The organism is Paraburkholderia sp. 32, assembly GCF_050435345.1.
GTDB lineage: Bacteria > Pseudomonadota > Gammaproteobacteria > Burkholderiales > Burkholderiaceae > Paraburkholderia > Paraburkholderia tuberum.
This window is the reverse complement of the sequence record NZ_JBNDKD010000003.1, coordinates 3484956-3500770: the sequence shown is the minus strand read 5'-3', so window position 1 is coordinate 3500770 and position 15815 is coordinate 3484956. Positions and strand designations below refer to the sequence as shown.

Genomic DNA, 15815 nt, shown 5'->3' with positions numbered 1-15815 from the left:
TTAGTGTTTCAGACCGCCATAGCGATCCTCGCGGATCACGCGCGGCGTGATTTCCCGCGGCTCGATCGTCACCGGCTGATAAACGACGCGCTTCTCTTCCGGGTCGTAACGCATCTCGACGTAGCCGGAGACCGGGAAATCCTTGCGGAACGGATGACCGATGAAACCGTAGTCGGTCAGAATGCGGCGCAGGTCCGGGTGGCCTTCGAAGACGATGCCGTACAGGTCGAACGCTTCGCGCTCGTACCAGTTGACCGAATTCCAGATATCGACGACGGACGGCAGGATCGGCATGTCGTCGTCCGGCGCGAACACGCGCAGCCGCAGACGCCAGTTGTTTTGTACCGACAGCAGATGCAGCACTGCCGCAAAACGCGGGCCGTCGTAAGCGCCTTCGGCATAGGTCTGATAATCGACGCCGCACAGGTCGACACACTGCTCGAAACCGAGCGAGCGATCGTCGCGCAGACGCTTTGCCACGTTGAGGTAGTCGCCGGCCTTGACGACGATCGTCAATTCACCGACCGACTCGGTCACGCTCAACAGGAGGCCGCCAAAGGCCGCCTCGAGGTTCGCTTTCAGGGTCTCGAGTTTGCTTGCCATATTGTGGGGAGGCGTTGGCCTTATTGACGGGCGATGGTGTTAGTGCGGCGAATCTTGGCTTGCAGCTGGATCACGCCGTATACCAGCGCTTCCGCCGTGGGCGGACAACCCGGCACGTACACATCGACCGGGACGATCCGGTCGCAGCCGCGCACCACCGAGTATGAGTAGTGGTAATAGCCACCGCCGTTCGCGCATGAGCCCATCGAGATCACCCACCGCGGCTCCGCCATCTGGTCGTAAACCTTGCGCAGAGCGGGCGCCATCTTGTTGCACAGCGTGCCGGCGACGATCATCACGTCCGACTGACGCGGACTCGGACGAAACACCACGCCGAAACGGTCGAGATCATAACGGGCAGCGCCCGCATGCATCATCTCGACCGCGCAGCACGCAAGACCGAACGTCATCGGCCACAGCGAGCCGGTGCGCGTCCAGTTGATCAGTTTGTCCGCCGTAGTGGTGACAAACCCTTCCTTCAAGACCCCTTCGATACTCATTTGCTTTCCACTCCAGACGGGGCGGCAAGCCTGGCCACCCACGCAAACCGGCGATTAATCCATCATTCCCAGTCGAGGCCGCCCTTCTTCCAGATGTAGGCAAAGCCAAGCAGGAACTCGAGCAGGAAAATCATCATTGCCGTGAACCCAGTCCAGCCGATGTCACGCAACGCCACGCCCCACGGGAACAGGAATGCGGTCTCAAGGTCGAAAATGATGAAGAGAATGGCGACGAGGTAGTAGCGCACGTCGAATTTCATGCGCGCATCTTCGAATGCTTCGAAGCCGCACTCGTACGGTGCGTTTTTCTCGGTGTCGGGCTTGTTGGGACCGAGGAGCTTGCCAATACTGACCAGTGCTACGCCTAAACCGGTGCCCACAATAAGGAACAGCAAAACGGGGAAATAGGCTGCGAGGTTCAAGACAATCCTCAATCGGTTGGTTCTGAGTGCCGTCAGGAGCATAGCACCCCGGACGCGAAATCACTTCCTCAACGCGCATGACGTAAGCCGTACAGCGATACGCCAGAAGTGAAAATGCCAGCCGAAGCGAAGCAAACGGCTGGCATTTAGATAACATTTGGTGCCGACGGCGAGACTCGAACTCGCACAGCTTTCGCCACTACCCCCTCAAGATAGCGTGTCTACCAATTTCACCACGTCGGCACTATATGCAATCCGGGAAAACAACTTGCAAAACCCGCGAATCGCTTCAAGACTTGAATTGTAACTTGCTTAAGCAGATTGTTCAACGCACAAGACCACGTCCGCCGAAAATTTATTTCGGCACGCCCGTCGCCGGAACCGACGCAGGCGAAGCCGGCGCTGCCGCCACCGGGGCCGAGCCCGCAGCCGGCGCGGAAGCCGCGACCGGCGCAGTAGCGGCCGCGCCCAGCACGCCTGCCGACGGCTTCACGTGATACGCACCAAGGTAAGTGAGTGCCAGTGTCGTGGCAAAGAACAGCGCTGCGAGCACTGCCGTGGTACGCGACAGGAAGTTCGCCGAACCCGTCGCACCGAACAGGCTACCCGACGCGCCGCTGCCGAAAGCCGCGCCCATATCGGCACCTTTGCCGTGCTGCAGCAACACAAGTCCGATGACCCCGAACGCCGACAACAACTGAACGACGATAATCAATGTTTTCAAATACAGCATCACACTCACCTGAGTCTTTATTTAACCGCGCCGCACACTGTGTGTTGCGCGAAATGGAGTCATCCTCGCCGAGACGCCCAGCTTAACCAGCTACGCTGGTCGCAGCGGCCGCCTTGCAGATCGCCAGGAAATCCTGATCTTTCAACGACGCGCCGCCGATCAGGCCGCCGTCGATATCGAGCTGACGGAACAGTTCTTCCGCGTTGTCCGGCTTAACGCTGCCGCCGTATAGCAACGGCACGTCCGCCGCACCCTTGGCCGCGAGACGTGCGCGCAGGAACCCATGCACGGCCTGCGCCTGTGCCGCCGATGCGCTCTTGCCGGTGCCAATTGCCCACACCGGCTCATACGCGACGACGAGGCGAGCCGCTTCCTGAGCCGACAGCTTCGCGAGCACCTCGTCGAGCTGACCGCCGACGACCTGCTCGGTGCAACCCGCTTCGCGTTCTTCGAGCGTTTCGCCGACGCACACGATCGGCGTCAAACCCGCCTCGAGCACACGCTGCGCTTTCACCGCGACCAGTTCGGCGCTTTCGCGGTGATACGCGCGGCGCTCCGAGTGCCCGACGATTGCAAACGTGGCGCCGAAGTCCGTCACCATCGGCGCAGCCACTTCGCCGGTATAGGCGCCATGCGTGAACGCGGACACGTCCTGCACGCCCCACACGACCGGGCTGCCTTCGAGCAGCGACTGAGTCTGCCCGAGATAGAGGCTCGGCACGCACACACCGACGCGCACGTCGGCCGGCAATTCACTGGCGCCCTGTGCCACTGCCTGCAGCAACGCGGCGTTCGCGGCGAGCCGCCCATGCATCTTCCAGTTACCGACTACCAGTTTGGCTCGTTGTTGATTCGACATCGTCTCGTATTGTCCTGTCTTGCCAGTCCGGCCTGCTGCCGGCGGACTTCGCTCGCGCCTCGCTGCAGTTTGTTCCTGCGCTCGCGGCCCGCCCGTCGGATTGATCCGGCGCGCGCAAAACGCGCAATTTTACTGCGTGGGGTGGATCGGGTCAAACCGATGACGTCAAGCCTCCTGACCCCACGTCAACACGATCTTGCCGACGTGCGTGCCGCTTTCCATCAGCGCATGCGCGTCGGCAGCCTGGGCGGCCGGAAACACGCGATGCACGACCGGCTTGATGCGCCCAGCTTCGAGATGCGGCCACACGCGCTCCTTCAGTTGCGCGGCGATCTGCGCCTTGAACTCGATCGGCCGTGGTCGCAGTGTGGAACCGGTAACCGTCAGACGGCGACGCAACACTTCGTTCAGGTTCAGCTCCGCCTTCGCGCCGCCGAGCAGCGCAATTAGTACGATACGGCCACCGTCGGCGAGAGCCGACAATTCGCGCGGCACGTAGCTGCCTGCCACCATGTCGAGGATCACGTCGACGCCACGATCGTTGGTCAGCGACTTGATGACTTCGACGAAATCTTCAGTCCTGTAGTTGATCGCGCGTTCGGCGCCGAGCGCTTCGCACGCGCGGCACTTTTCGTCCGAGCCCGCGGTCGCGAACACACGGAAGCCGAGCGCGTGCGCAATCTGGATCGCCGTCACGCCGATGCCGCTCGAACCACCCTGCACGAGCAGCGTTTCATTCGCACCGCCCTCGCCCTGGCCGAGCTGCGCGCGATTGAAGACGTTGCTCCACACCGTGAAAAAAGTCTCGGGCAGCGAAGCCGCTTCGATATCCGACAACCCCGTCGGCACCGGCAGGCATTGCAGCAGCGGCGCGGCCGCAAATTCCGCGTAGCCGCCGCCCGCGAGCAGCGCGCACACGCGATCGCCGATCTTCAGACCAAACGGGTTGTTCTTCGCGTCGATCGTGCCGCCGACGATCTCGCCCGCCACCTCCAGCCCCGGCAGATCCGACGCTCCCGGCGGCGGCGCATAGCCGCCCTTGCGCTGAAACACGTCCGGACGATTGATGCCGGATGCCGCCACCTTGATCAGCACCTCGCCAGCCTTGAGCTGCGGCGTCGGACGCTCCGCCAGCTTGAGGACTTCCGGCGCACCGAATTCAGTGATTTCGATCGCTTTCATCTGCGTCAACTCCAAGATTGGATTGCGTTACCTACCCGTTGCCGCCGTCTGCCGTAGCGCACCGCTGCGATTCGAATGCGCAACGCAATCCATCCTGCATGAAAAACGGCCGGCGCGCATGACACGGCCGGCCGTTTGTCCGCTACCGCCTTACTGCGGCGTCGGCTCGCCTTGCGGCGCGTCGTTCAGCAATGCCTTCGCCGACAGACGCACACGACCCTTCTCGTCCGTCTGGATGACCTTGACCTTCACCTGCTGGCCATCCTTCAGATAGTCGTTGATGTCCTTGATGCGCTCGTTCGCGATCTCGGAGATATGCAGCAGACCATCCTTACCCGGCAGGATGTTCACGATCGCGCCGAAGTCGAGCAGCTTGAGCACGGTGCCTTCGTACACCTGGCCCACTTCGACTTCCATCGTGATCGCTTCGATACGACGCTTCGCTTCGGCCATGCCTTCGCTGTTCGTGCTCGCGATCGTGACGACGCCGTCATCCGAAATGTCGATCGTCGTGCCGGTTTCTTCGGTGAGCGCGCGGATCACCGAGCCGCCCTTGCCGATCACGTCGCGAATCTTTTCCGGGTTGATCTTGATCGTGATCATGCGCGGTGCGAACTCCGACAGTTGGGTGTTCGCGCCGGCCACGGCCGAGGTCATCTTGCCGAGGATGTGCATGCGGCCTTCCTTCGCCTGCGCGAGCGCGACCTGCATGATTTCCTTCGTGATGCCCTGAATCTTGATGTCCATCTGCAGCGCGGTCACGCCTTGTTCCGTACCCGCGACCTTGAAGTCCATGTCGCCGAGGTGATCTTCGTCGCCGAGAATGTCGGTCAGCACCGCGAAGCGATTACCTTCGAGGATCAGGCCCATCGCGATACCGGCGACGTGCGCCTTCATCGGCACGCCGGCGTCCATCAGCGCGAGGCAACCGCCGCACACCGAAGCCATCGACGACGATCCGTTCGACTCGGTGATTTCCGACACGACGCGGATCGAGTAGCCGAACTCGTCGGCGCTCGGCAGGCACGCGACGAGCGCGCGCTTGGCGAGACGGCCGTGACCGATTTCACGGCGCTTCGGCGAACCGACGCGGCCCGTTTCGCCCGTCGCGAACGGAGGCATGTTGTAGTGGAGCATGAAGCGTTCGCGGTACTCGCCTTCGAGCGCGTCGATGTTTTGCTCGTCGCCCTTCGTGCCGAGCGTCGCGACCACCATCGCCTGCGTCTCGCCGCGCGTGAACAGCGCCGAGCCGTGGGTACGCGGCAGCACGCCGGTGCGGATTTCGATCGGGCGCACGGTGCGCGTGTCGCGGCCGTCGATACGCGGCTCGCCGTTCAGGATCTGCGTACGGACGATCTTCGCTTCGATGTCGAACAGCACGTTGCCGACCGACGCCTTGTCGGCCGCCACGGTGCCCGCTGCCGCCGCTTCTTCCTCGAGCTTCGCCGAGGTCGCCGCGTAGACTTCCTTCAGCTTGGTCGAGCGAGCCTGCTTGTCGCGGATCTGGTACGCGGCGAGCAGTTCGGCTTGCGCAAATTCGGTCACGCGTGCGATCAGCGCTTCGTTCTTCGCGGCCGGCTGCCAGTCCCACTCGGGCTTGCCGCCTTCGCGGACGAGTTCGTGGATCGCGTCGATCGCGGTCTGCATCTGTTCATGACCGAACACGACGGCGCCGAGCATCACTTCTTCGCTCAATTGCTGCGCTTCCGATTCGACCATCAGCACCGCGCGTTCCGTGCCGGCGACGACGAGGTCGAGTGCCGATTCCTTCATCTGCGGACGCGTCGGGTTCAGCACGTATTCGTTGTTGATGTAGGCCACGCGCGCCGCGCCGACCGGGCCGTTGAACGGCAGACCGGACACCGCGAGCGCCGCCGAGGCGCCGATCAGCGCAGGGATGTCGGCGGGGATTTCCGGATTCAGCGACAGCACGTGAATCACGACCTGCACTTCGTTGTAGAAGCCTTCCGGGAAGAGCGGACGCAGCGGACGGTCGATCAGGCGCGAGATCAGCGTCTCGCCTTCCGACGGACGGCCTTCGCGACGAAAGAAGCCACCCGGGATCTTGCCGGCGGCGTAAGTCTTTTCGATGTAATCGACTGTGAGGGGGAAGAAGTCCTGGCCCGGCTTCGCGGTCTTCGCGCCGACCACGGTGGCGAGCACCACGGTATCTTCGACGTCGACGATCACCGCGCCGCCCGCCTGGCGAGCGATTTCACCGGTTTCGAGGCGAACGTTGTGCTGCCCCCACTTAAACTCTTTGACGATCTTATTGAACATAGTCATTGCTTTTCCTCATCGTAATGCCGCGCGGACCGGAGCGGCGCGGCAACGCCAAGCCGGCGCCGCATGGGAAGAGTCGTGCTATGCCATTCCAGAGAGCCACGTGCTGCGACTGCGCGCGAACCGCTGGAATGACACAAAACTCCGCCCTGAAGCCCGGCCTTGTTTCCTGTTACTGCTTCTTCTACTGCTGTTCTGCTACTGCTACTGCGCTTGCCCGTAGACGCCGCGCGAACCGGCATACGCCGCGGATCACAGGCGGTGCGCGTTACACGAAGCGCGCCGCGCAAAAACAAAATGCCTGTATCAGCGAAACTGACACAGGCATCTTGCTGAACGACTGGCCGATTACTTACGCAGACCCAGCTTCTCGATCAGGCTGCGGTAACGATCCGCGTCCTTACCCTTCAGGTAGTCGAGCAACTTGCGACGGCGGCTCACCATGCGCAGCAGACCGCGGCGGCTGTGGTGATCCTTCGTGTGCTCCTTGAAGTGGGAGGTCAGTTCGTTGATACGGGTCGTGAGCAACGCGACCTGAACTTCGGGGGAGCCGGTGTCGTTGGCTGCGCGTGCGAATTGCGCGACGACTTCGGACTTCTTGCTTGCTTCAACTGCGGACATGTCAATTTCCTTGATAACTGGACAGGCGGTCACGGAAGAAAGGCCGTGCCGTGGGATACCCGTTTCACAATTTACTGAGTCCCGTTCGTGGCTGAATTAACTGAATCAGAACCCAGCCCAACAACGGGACGCGTATTGTAGCACAGCCGATTCCGGCAGCGAACCCCGGGCCGGCAAGGCGGATTGAGTGTCGCTCGCGGGCGCTCAGGGGCGCCGCATCCGGCAGACCGTCGGCAATAGTGTGCGCTCGGCTGGTATCGCCAGCACCGTGCGAAAGCCATAGCCCGACCCTTCGTTATCGAAATGCACGCCGGGTGTGCCTGCTTTGTCCATCTGCATCACGTAGAGGGGCTGGATCAGCTGATGGTCATCGGCGCGCATCCACGATGCGTGAATACCGTTGTCGAAGCGGATGCCCTCGAGCGCTTTCGCGACCGCCGTCGGAGCGGCGCTGCCGGCGCGGCTCATCGCGGCGGCGAGCGTTTCGATCATCAGTGGCATACGCAGCACCGGATAGTCGTCCTGGGCGGCCGGAAAGCGCGCGCGGAACGCCGCGTACCACGCGTCGGTGGCCGCGCCACCGACATTCGGATGCCACTCGGCCACCGCGATCACGTGACCCACGCCTGCGTCGCCAAGCGCGGCCGGCGCGCCGAGGCTGTTGCCGTAGAACGTGTAGAACTTCGTGTCGAGGCCCTGCTCGCGCGCCGCCTTCACGAGCAGCGTCAGGTCGTTGCCCCAGTTGCCGGTGATCACGGCGTCCGCGCCGCTCGCGCGGATCTTCGCGATGTACGGCGCGAAATCCTTCACGCGGCCGATCGGGTGAAATTCGTCGCCGACCACCGCGATGTCGGGACGCTTCGCCGCGAGCGTCGAACGCGCGAGGCTGCTCACGTCGTGTCCGAAGCTGTAATCCTGGTTCAGCAGGTACACCTTTTTCACCGCCTTGTCGCGCTCGATCACCTCGGCGAGCGCGGCCATCCGCATGCCGGCGTGCGCGTCGAAGCGGAAGTGCCAGAAGCTGCAGTCCGCGTTGGTGAGCGCGGGGTCGTCGGCGGAGTAGTTGAGGAACAGTTCGCGGTTGTCCGGCTCGCGGCTGTTCTGCTTCTCGATCGCGCCGATCAGCGCCGCGGCGACCGCCGAGCTATTGCCCTGCAGGATGTAGCCGATATGGCGATCCGCGGCCGCGCGCAATTGCGTCAGCGCTTCCTCCGTGCTGCCCTTGCTGTCGAGCACGACGAGTTCGAACGGATGCGCGCCGTCCGCGAGTTCCACGCCGCCGTGCGCGTTGACCTGCTCGACACCGAAACGCAGATTGCGCTCGACTGCCGCGCCCGCGTTCGCGAACGGGCCGGACATGCCTTCGATCAGCGCGAGCTGGATTGGCGTGCCGGTGAGTTTGCCGGCCGGCAGGCTGGCGGACTTGCTTGCGTGATTACCGGCCGGGCTTGCCGCCAGCGTGGCCGCGCGGCTCCCCGGCTTGCCGGCGGGCGGAACGGTCCCCTGCGCGGACGCCTGACTCACGCCCGTCGAGGCCGGATTCGCCGCCTCAGCCACGCCAACTCCCGCCACTGCCATCGAAATCGCCGTCAGCGCAACCGCCGCCGCCCTTCGCCACATCGCCGTCATGGTCGTCCGCTCTGAATCTTCGAAGCGCGGATCATAGGATGACGCGCACGGAATAGGCAAGCCGGCGCATCCGTTACCGTTTGGTGGCGACGCACGTTCAAGCAACGCCGTTCTTTCGCCACAGCGCGTGTCAAAATGGTGCGTTTCGATGATAAGAACCGCTATTCAAACGCCATCGGAGGAATACATGCCGAACCGCCACCACCCCACGGCGGCTGCTATCACTGCCCCGGCCGGCGCCAGTCTGCGCCGCGCCGCGCTCGTTTGCCTGAGCGTGCTCGCGCTCGCCGGCTGCGCCCAGCCGTGGCAGCAGTATCAACAGGGAGCGGACGCATCGACGGTCATCGCGCGTCTCGGTCCGCCGCGCGAAACCTATGATCTGCCCGACGGCGGCAAGCGTCTGATGTGGCCGACCCAACCGATGGGCGAAACCACCACCGCCGCCGACATCAACGCAGCCGGCAAGATCATCACCATGCGCCAGGTGCTGCAACCCAACGAGTTCTACCGCGCCGAGATCGGCAAATGGACACGCGGCGACGTGCTGGTGAACTTCGGCCGCCCGGTCGAAACGTCGTACTTCCCGCTGATGAGGCGCGAAGTCTGGACCTATCGCTATCTCGAAGACAACGTCTGGTACATGATGTACAACTTCTACTTCGATGACCAGGGCATCTTGCGCCTCACGCAGAAGACCCCCGACCCGCTGCACGACCCCGACCGCCGCAACCTGTTCTGAGCACTGAGCACCCTCTTCGGAAGAAGCACCAAATCTCAAAAAAGCCGCCTTCGATAGGCGGATTTTTTATTGTTTAAGCATAAAACAGAATTTTATCCTGTTTACGTCCACAATTTTGCGAAAGAAAGGTTATTGTAAACGCCGTTCGGGCACCGGCTCGCAATCACGTGCAGACGCGGTTTCGGTCCGGTGCCAGGTCAATTGCCTCTCATACGGAGTTGCTACGATGAACCGACCCAAACACCTGCTGGTCGCCAACGTTGCGTGGGCTCATGAAACCGCGACGCGTAATCCGGCATTTTTTCGCGACCTGATGCGCGGACAGAATCCACACATTCTTTGGATCGGCTGCGCGGACAGCCGCGTGCCCGCCGAAACGATCACGCATTGCGAGCCCGGCGATCTGTTCGTCCATCGCAACATCGCCAACCTGTTTCATCCCGGCGACGATAACGTCGCGAGCGTCCTTGAATACGCGGTGCGGGTGCTCAAGGTCGGTCATGTGATCGTCTGCGGCCACTATGGCTGCGGCGGCGTGCGCGCCGCGCTGCTGCCGCCGGACCCCGCGCTGCCCCATGTGAACCGCCGTATCGCGCCGCTCTGCGCGCTCGCCAAAACGCATCACTCGGAGCTGGACGGCGCGGCGACCGAGCCGGATCGCGTCAATCGCCTCGCCGAGCTGAACGTGCTCGAACAGGTGCGGCAGCTACGGGCGAGCCCGATCGTGCACGAGGCTGAGCCGGCGCCGCTCGTGCACGGCTGGATCTTTGCGCTCGACGACGGGCGCATCAAGGTTCTCACCTCCGGCTATACCGCCGACGACGCGATGACCTGCACGACCGCGGCGCACAGCGCGGCCTAGCGAAGCGCGTCGCCCGTCCCATTCGAACCGCGGACGGAGCCGACAGCGGAATCGTCATCGGGCCATCCCTGTTCGTCGCCCATCGTCCCACCTCCCGCTCTTCGACACCATGGATAATCAAACCTCTTTCTCCGCGCTCCAGAGCGACGTGCTCGCCGGAACGGCCGTTTTTCTGGTGGCCCTGCCGCTTTGCCTCGGCATTGCTCACGCATCGGGCGTCGACCCGTTTGCCGGACTGGTGTCCGGCATCATTGGCGGGCTCGTGGTTGCCGCGCTGAGCGGCTCGCGTCTGAGCGTGAGCGGCCCGGCCGCGGGCCTCGTCGTGATCGTCGTCGACGGCATCGCACGGCTTGGCGGCTTTTCCGCTTTCCTGCTGGCCGTACTGCTGTCGGGCGTCATCCAGTTCGGCTTCGGCATGCTCAAGGCCGGCCGGTTCGCCGCCTACGTGCCGTCGCCGGTGATCAAGGGGATGCTCGCGGCCATCGGCGTGCTGTTGATCCTCAAGCAGTTTCCCGTTGCGCTGGGGCTGTCCGGCACCGCCGACTCCGGCCAGTCGGCGGCGGCGGTCGCAACGCCGCTCGGCCCAATCTCACCGACCGCCGTGCTGATCACACTGCTGTCGCTCGCGATCCTCGCCGGCTGGGAAACGCGCGCGCTGCGCCGCTTCGCTGTCGTGCGCATCATGCCCGCGCCGCTCGCGGTGGTGCTGCTCGGCATCGGCGCGACGCTCGCCCTCAATCTCGTCGCGCCATCGTTGGCACCGCCCGCCGAAGGGCGGGTCGCGTTGCCGTCGCTGGAATCGTTCGCGGCACTGCAGGCCGTGCTCGCGTCGGCCGACTTCGGCCCACGGTTCGCCCAGCTCGTCAATCCCGACATATGGCGCGTTGCGATCACGATCGCCATCCTCGCAAGTCTCGAAACGCTACTGAGCCTCGAAGCGGTCGAACAGATCGATCCGGAGCGCCGCCGCGCGCCTCCCGATCGCGAGCTGAAGGCGCAGGGCGTGGGCAATCTGATCGCGGGTGCGATCGGCGGCCTGCCGATCACCGCGGTGATCGTGCGTAGCTCCGCGAACGTCCATGCCGGCGCAAAAAGCCGACTCTCGGCGATCGTTCACGGCGTGTTGCTTCTCGTCAGCGTGTTCGCGCTCACGAGCGTGATCAACCTGATCCCGCTCGCCTGCCTTGCCGCGATCCTGATCTTCACCGGGTTCAAACTCGCCAAGCCGTCGTTGTTCGCCGGGCTCGCGCGGCAGGGATTCGCGCCGTTCGCACCATTTATCGTCACAGTCGTCGGTGTGCTCGTCACCGATCTGCTGATCGGTATCGTGCTCGGCATCCTGTGCAGCATGCTGTTTGCGCTGTACGCAAACCTGCGCGGCCCGATCGTGCTCGCGCAGCATGGCGATCACTACCTGCTGTCGTTTCGCAAGGACGTGTCGTTTCTCGGTAAGGTGCCGCTCAAGCACTATCTGCAGCAGATTCCGGATGGCGCCACCGTTATCGTCGATGCGACACGCGCCGATTTCGTCGACCACGACGTGCGCGAACTGCTGGACGGGTTCGTCGCCGATGCGCCTCGCCGTGGGATTACCGTCGACGTCAGATTTCAAGTCCGCGAGCAGGCCCGCGCAACGCGCGGCTGGTCGCTGCGGCGCACGACGGCGGAGTAGTTTCGTCATATCGCGCCGCCGCAGCTGCGCGATGACGGCAGAAAAAAGCCCCGTGTGCCGAGCACCACGGGGCTTCTCCTCCGATCCACACAAGCGATCGCGCACTACCGGCGCGCCATGCTCGCGCTACTCCGAGCGCTGCGGATTCACCTTGTCCGCATTCGAATACAGCTTGTTGAGCGCCGAAAAATATGCCTTCGCGGATGCCGCGACGATATCCGGATCAGTGCCCGTGCCGTTGACGATGCGCCCGCTCTTCGACAAGCGCACGGTCACTTCGCCCTGCGCCTGCGTGCCGGTCGTGATCGCGTTGACCGAGTACAGCAGCAGTTCGGAGCCGCTGCCCACTTCCGTTTCGATCGCGTTGAGGGTGGCGTCGACCGGTCCGTTGCCGCGCGCTTCGCCGGTGATCTCTTTACCCTCTACCGAGAACACGACCTTCGCGTGCGGCTGCTCGCCGGTTTCGGAATGCTGCGACATCGAGAGAAACTTGTAGTGCTCCTTCTCGTGCGCTTCCGCCGATTCCTCGTTGACGATGGCGATGATGTCTTCGTCGAAGATCTCCGCCTTGCGATCGGCGAGTTCCTTGAAGCGCGCGAACGCGGTGTTCAGTTCGGCTTCGCTGTCGAGCGCGATGCCAAGCTCCTGCAGACGCTGTTTGAACGCATTGCGGCCCGACAGCTTGCCGAGCACGATCTTGTTCGCGGCCCAACCCACGTCTTCCGCGCGCATGATTTCGTAAGTATCGCGCGCCTTCAGCACGCCATCCTGATGGATGCCCGACGCGTGCGCGAAAGCGTTCGCGCCGACCACGGCCTTGTTCGGCTGCACGACGAAGCCAGTGATCTGCGACACGAGCTTCGAGGCCGGCACGATCTGAGTCGTGTCGAGGCCGACGTCGAGTCCGAAGTAATCCTTGCGGGTCTTCACCGCCATTACGATTTCTTCGAGCGACGTATTGCCCGCGCGCTCGCCGAGCCCGTTGATCGTGCATTCGACCTGGCGCGCGCCGCCAATCTGCACGCCGGCGAGCGAATTCGCGACCGCCATGCCGAGGTCATTGTGGCAATGCACGGAGAACACCGCCTTGTGCGAGTTGGGAATGCGCTCGCGCAGCGTCTTCACGAGTTGGCCATAGAGTTCCGGCACGCCGTAGCCGACGGTGTCCGCGATGTTGATCGTGGTCGCGCCTTCGGCGATCACCGCTTCCAGCACACGGCACAGGAAGTCCAAATCCGAGCGGCTGCCGTCTTCCGGCGAGAATTCGACGTCGTCGGTGAACTTGCGCGCGAAACGCACCGCAAGCTTGGCCTGCTCGAATACCTGCTCGGGCGTCATCCGCAGCTTCTTCTCCATGTGCAGTGGCGACGTTGCGATGAACGTGTGGATGCGGAAATGATCGGCCGGCTTCAGTGCGTCGGCGGCCTTCTGTATGTCCTTGTCGTTCGCGCGCGCAAGCGAGCAGATCGTGCTGTCCTTCACGAGGCCGGCGATCGTATGGATCGCGTCGAAGTCGCCGTTCGAGCTGGCCGCGAAGCCCGCTTCGATCACGTCGACTTTCATCCGTTCGAGTTGCCTGGCGATGCGGATCTTCTCTTCCTTCGTCATCGACGCGCCGGGCGATTGCTCGCCGTCACGCAGCGTGGTGTCGAAAATGATCAGTTTGTCGGACATGTCGGGCCTCCTCGGGAGTCGTTCAGATGTGAGACTTGGTTTTGGAATGGGACGATGAGCGCCGCCGCTGGCAAGGTAGGGCGATCACGATGATCGCGGCCGGTGCGGACGGAACGCAAAAACGCATAAGGGCGTGAACGAAGCATGATGGCGCGGCGCAGCGAACGGCCTCGCCGACCCGGCAAAATCGGCCACGCCCACGCACTGATCCGACGACTATAGCGGCATTCCAGCCACCGCGCAATGCGCGCCGGGGCGGCCTGCGGCGCTGTCCGAAGCGACCGCGTCACGGCACCAATCAACGAAAAACGGCAGCCTGCAGGCTGCCGTTTTTCGTACGTCGCTGCGATGCAGCGCGGTTCAAATCCTCAACGGTCGTGCGACATCGAACGCGCCGGATTGGCCCGGCCGCGCACCGCCTGATACGCCCAGAACACGTAGCCGGACAGACCGTACAGCACGAACAGACCGAACAGCATCAACGGCGGATCGGACGACACGAGCACGAAGGCGACCACCACCAGCAGGATCACGCCGAACGGCACGCGATGCCGTACGTCGAGCGCCTTGCCGCTATAGAACGGCGCGTTCGACACCATCGTCACGCCCGCGTAGATGGTCAGCACGAAGGCGACCCACGGCAGCCAGACGAGCTTCAGCGGCACGCGGTTGTCGGTGGCGAGCCACACGAAACCGGCGATCAGTGCCGCCGCTGCCGGGCTCGGCATGCCCTGGAAAAAACGCTTGTCGACCACGCCGATATTCGTGTTGAAACGCGCGAGCCGTAGCGCCGCGCCGGAACAATAGACGAACGCCGCGAGCCAGCCCCACCGGCCGAGGTCCTTCAGGATCCACTCGTACATCACGAGCGCGGGCGCAACACCGAACGACACCATGTCCGACAGGCTGTCGAACTGCTCGCCGAACGCGCTTTGCGTATGCGTCATGCGCGCGACGCGACCGTCCATGCCATCGAGCACCATCGCGACGAAGATCGCGATCGCCGCGATCTCGAAGCGCACGTTCATCGCCTGCACGACGGCGAAGAAGCCGCAGAACAGCGCGGCCGTGGTGAATGCGTTCGGCAGCAGGTAGATGCCGCGTTTTCTGAGGAACTGCTGACGCTGCGCGCGCCGGCTGTCGGCGACCGGCGACTCCGTGACCACCGGCGGCTTGTTGCGACGAAACGGCCGCGGCAGCGGTCCACTGCTGCGGGGTCGACGCGGTTTGAATGCGGCCATTCGGACAACCTCCTGTATGCCGCTTTACAGCTCGGCGAGGATCGTGGACGACGCCGACACCTTCTCGCCGATCGACACGCGCGGACGGCTGCCCACCGGCAAATACACGTCGACGCGCGAACCGAAGCGGATGAATCCGTAACGCTGGCCGCGGGTCAGCGGCTCGCCTGCACGGACGTAGCAAAGAATCCGCCGCGCGATCAGCCCGGCAATCTGCACCGACGTGACCGTCTGGCCGCCGGCCATTTCGATCACGACCGCGTTGCGCTCGTTTTCGAGCGAGGCTTTATCGACCGCCGCGTTCAGATAGGCGCCAGGAAAGTATTCGACTTTCGAGATCGCACCGTCGACGGGCGAGCGCTGCGAGTGCACGTTGAATACGTTCATGAACACGCTGATCTTCAGCGCTTCGCGATTCGCATAAGGATCATGCGCGGTTTCTACCGCGACGATACGACCGTCGGCAGGACACAGCACCGCGTTGGCCTGCGTCGGAATCGGACGCGCCGGGTCGCGGAAAAACTGCACGATGAAGATCAGGATCAGCCAGAAGAGCCACGCAAAGCCGAACCCCCCGAAGGCGTGAACCAGTAATGCAACGACGGCCGCGATGGCGATGAACGGCCAGCCTTCTCGCGCGATGATCGGATGAGGGTAATTCATGGATGGCTTCTGTGTTTTTGTAAAACCGTAGGATAGCAAAAGCCGCCCAGGGTTCAGCACCCTTGGACGGCTTTTTGACTGGTCCGGCCGCCGCACCGAAGCGCCGCGCCGAACCTCGTTACGTCGAGACGC

General features: G+C 63.4%; 15 protein-coding genes and 1 tRNA gene. 3 read left to right on the top strand and 13 right to left on the bottom strand.

Annotated elements, in window-relative coordinates; genetic code table 11:
* The 10 genes from OKW26_RS38970 to OKW26_RS38925 all read right to left on the bottom strand — a co-directional run bounded on the left by OKW26_RS38970 (nucleotide 1) and on the right by OKW26_RS38925 (nucleotide 8832).
* Nucleotides 1-603 (bottom strand): NADH-quinone oxidoreductase subunit C, encoded by a 603-nt coding sequence (locus tag OKW26_RS38970; protein WP_090803764.1) that lies wholly within the window; start codon nucleotides 601-603, stop codon nucleotides 1-3.
* A gap of 20 nt (nucleotides 604-623) precedes the next feature.
* Nucleotides 624-1103 (bottom strand): NuoB/complex I 20 kDa subunit family protein, encoded by a 480-nt coding sequence (locus tag OKW26_RS38965; RefSeq protein WP_006052903.1) that lies wholly within the window; start codon nucleotides 1101-1103, stop codon nucleotides 624-626.
* Between the two features lie 62 nt (nucleotides 1104-1165).
* Entirely contained in the window at nucleotides 1166-1525 is a 360-nt protein-coding gene (locus OKW26_RS38960) for an NADH-quinone oxidoreductase subunit A (RefSeq protein ID WP_184059326.1), read from the bottom strand.
* Nucleotides 1526-1683: 158 nt separating this feature from the next.
* Nucleotides 1684-1768 (bottom strand) — tRNA-Leu (locus OKW26_RS38955).
* 112 nt (nucleotides 1769-1880) lie between these two features.
* Nucleotides 1881-2258, bottom strand: coding sequence for a preprotein translocase subunit SecG (secG, locus tag OKW26_RS38950; protein WP_184059328.1), 378 nt, complete (start codon nucleotides 2256-2258; stop codon nucleotides 1881-1883).
* Nucleotides 2259-2340: 82 nt separating this feature from the next.
* The gene (gene tpiA, locus OKW26_RS38945; RefSeq protein ID WP_090803761.1) at nucleotides 2341-3117 is read right to left on the bottom strand and encodes a triose-phosphate isomerase; all 777 of its coding nucleotides are present in this window, start codon (nucleotides 3115-3117) and stop codon (nucleotides 2341-2343) included.
* 165 nt (nucleotides 3118-3282) lie between these two features.
* The gene (locus OKW26_RS38940) at nucleotides 3283-4299 is read right to left on the bottom strand and encodes an NAD(P)H-quinone oxidoreductase (RefSeq protein ID WP_184028504.1); all 1017 of its coding nucleotides are present in this window, start codon (nucleotides 4297-4299) and stop codon (nucleotides 3283-3285) included.
* 150 nt (nucleotides 4300-4449) lie between these two features.
* The gene (gene pnp, locus OKW26_RS38935) at nucleotides 4450-6585 is read right to left on the bottom strand and encodes a polyribonucleotide nucleotidyltransferase (protein ID WP_429356883.1); all 2136 of its coding nucleotides are present in this window, start codon (nucleotides 6583-6585) and stop codon (nucleotides 4450-4452) included.
* 345 nt (nucleotides 6586-6930) lie between these two features.
* Nucleotides 6931-7203: a 30S ribosomal protein S15 gene (rpsO, locus tag OKW26_RS38930; protein ID WP_008920609.1), complete on the bottom strand. Its 273-nt coding sequence runs from the start codon at nucleotides 7201-7203 to the stop codon at nucleotides 6931-6933.
* Nucleotides 7204-7407: 204 nt separating this feature from the next.
* The gene (locus OKW26_RS38925) at nucleotides 7408-8832 is read right to left on the bottom strand and encodes a branched-chain amino acid ABC transporter substrate-binding protein (RefSeq protein ID WP_429356882.1); all 1425 of its coding nucleotides are present in this window, start codon (nucleotides 8830-8832) and stop codon (nucleotides 7408-7410) included.
* 187 nt (nucleotides 8833-9019) lie between these two features.
* On the opposite strand from OKW26_RS38925, the gene OKW26_RS38920 reads away from it, so the two are divergent.
* The 3 genes from OKW26_RS38920 to OKW26_RS38910 all read left to right on the top strand — a co-directional run bounded on the left by OKW26_RS38920 (nucleotide 9020) and on the right by OKW26_RS38910 (nucleotide 12105).
* Entirely contained in the window at nucleotides 9020-9571 is a 552-nt protein-coding gene (locus OKW26_RS38920) for a hypothetical protein (protein ID WP_429356881.1), read from the top strand.
* Nucleotides 9572-9797: 226 nt separating this feature from the next.
* Nucleotides 9798-10433: a carbonic anhydrase gene (locus OKW26_RS38915; RefSeq protein ID WP_018420005.1), complete on the top strand. Its 636-nt coding sequence runs from the start codon at nucleotides 9798-9800 to the stop codon at nucleotides 10431-10433.
* 109 nt (nucleotides 10434-10542) lie between these two features.
* A complete protein-coding gene (locus OKW26_RS38910) occupies nucleotides 10543-12105 on the top strand; it encodes a SulP family inorganic anion transporter (RefSeq protein ID WP_429356880.1) in 1563 nt (520 codons plus the stop codon).
* A gap of 126 nt (nucleotides 12106-12231) precedes the next feature.
* Here the strand turns inward: OKW26_RS38910 and OKW26_RS38905 are convergent, their stop codons facing one another.
* The 3 genes from OKW26_RS38905 to OKW26_RS38895 all read right to left on the bottom strand — a co-directional run bounded on the left by OKW26_RS38905 (nucleotide 12232) and on the right by OKW26_RS38895 (nucleotide 15683).
* Nucleotides 12232-13779 (bottom strand): 2-isopropylmalate synthase, encoded by a 1548-nt coding sequence (locus tag OKW26_RS38905; protein WP_184010172.1) that lies wholly within the window; start codon nucleotides 13777-13779, stop codon nucleotides 12232-12234.
* Between the two features lie 368 nt (nucleotides 13780-14147).
* The gene (gene pssA, locus OKW26_RS38900; protein ID WP_018420002.1) at nucleotides 14148-15020 is read right to left on the bottom strand and encodes a CDP-diacylglycerol--serine O-phosphatidyltransferase; all 873 of its coding nucleotides are present in this window, start codon (nucleotides 15018-15020) and stop codon (nucleotides 14148-14150) included.
* Nucleotides 15021-15044: 24 nt separating this feature from the next.
* On the bottom strand, nucleotides 15045-15683 hold the full coding sequence (locus tag OKW26_RS38895; protein WP_184059342.1) for a phosphatidylserine decarboxylase: 639 nt from the start codon (nucleotides 15681-15683) through the stop codon (nucleotides 15045-15047).
* Between the last annotated feature and the right edge of the window lie 132 nt (nucleotides 15684-15815).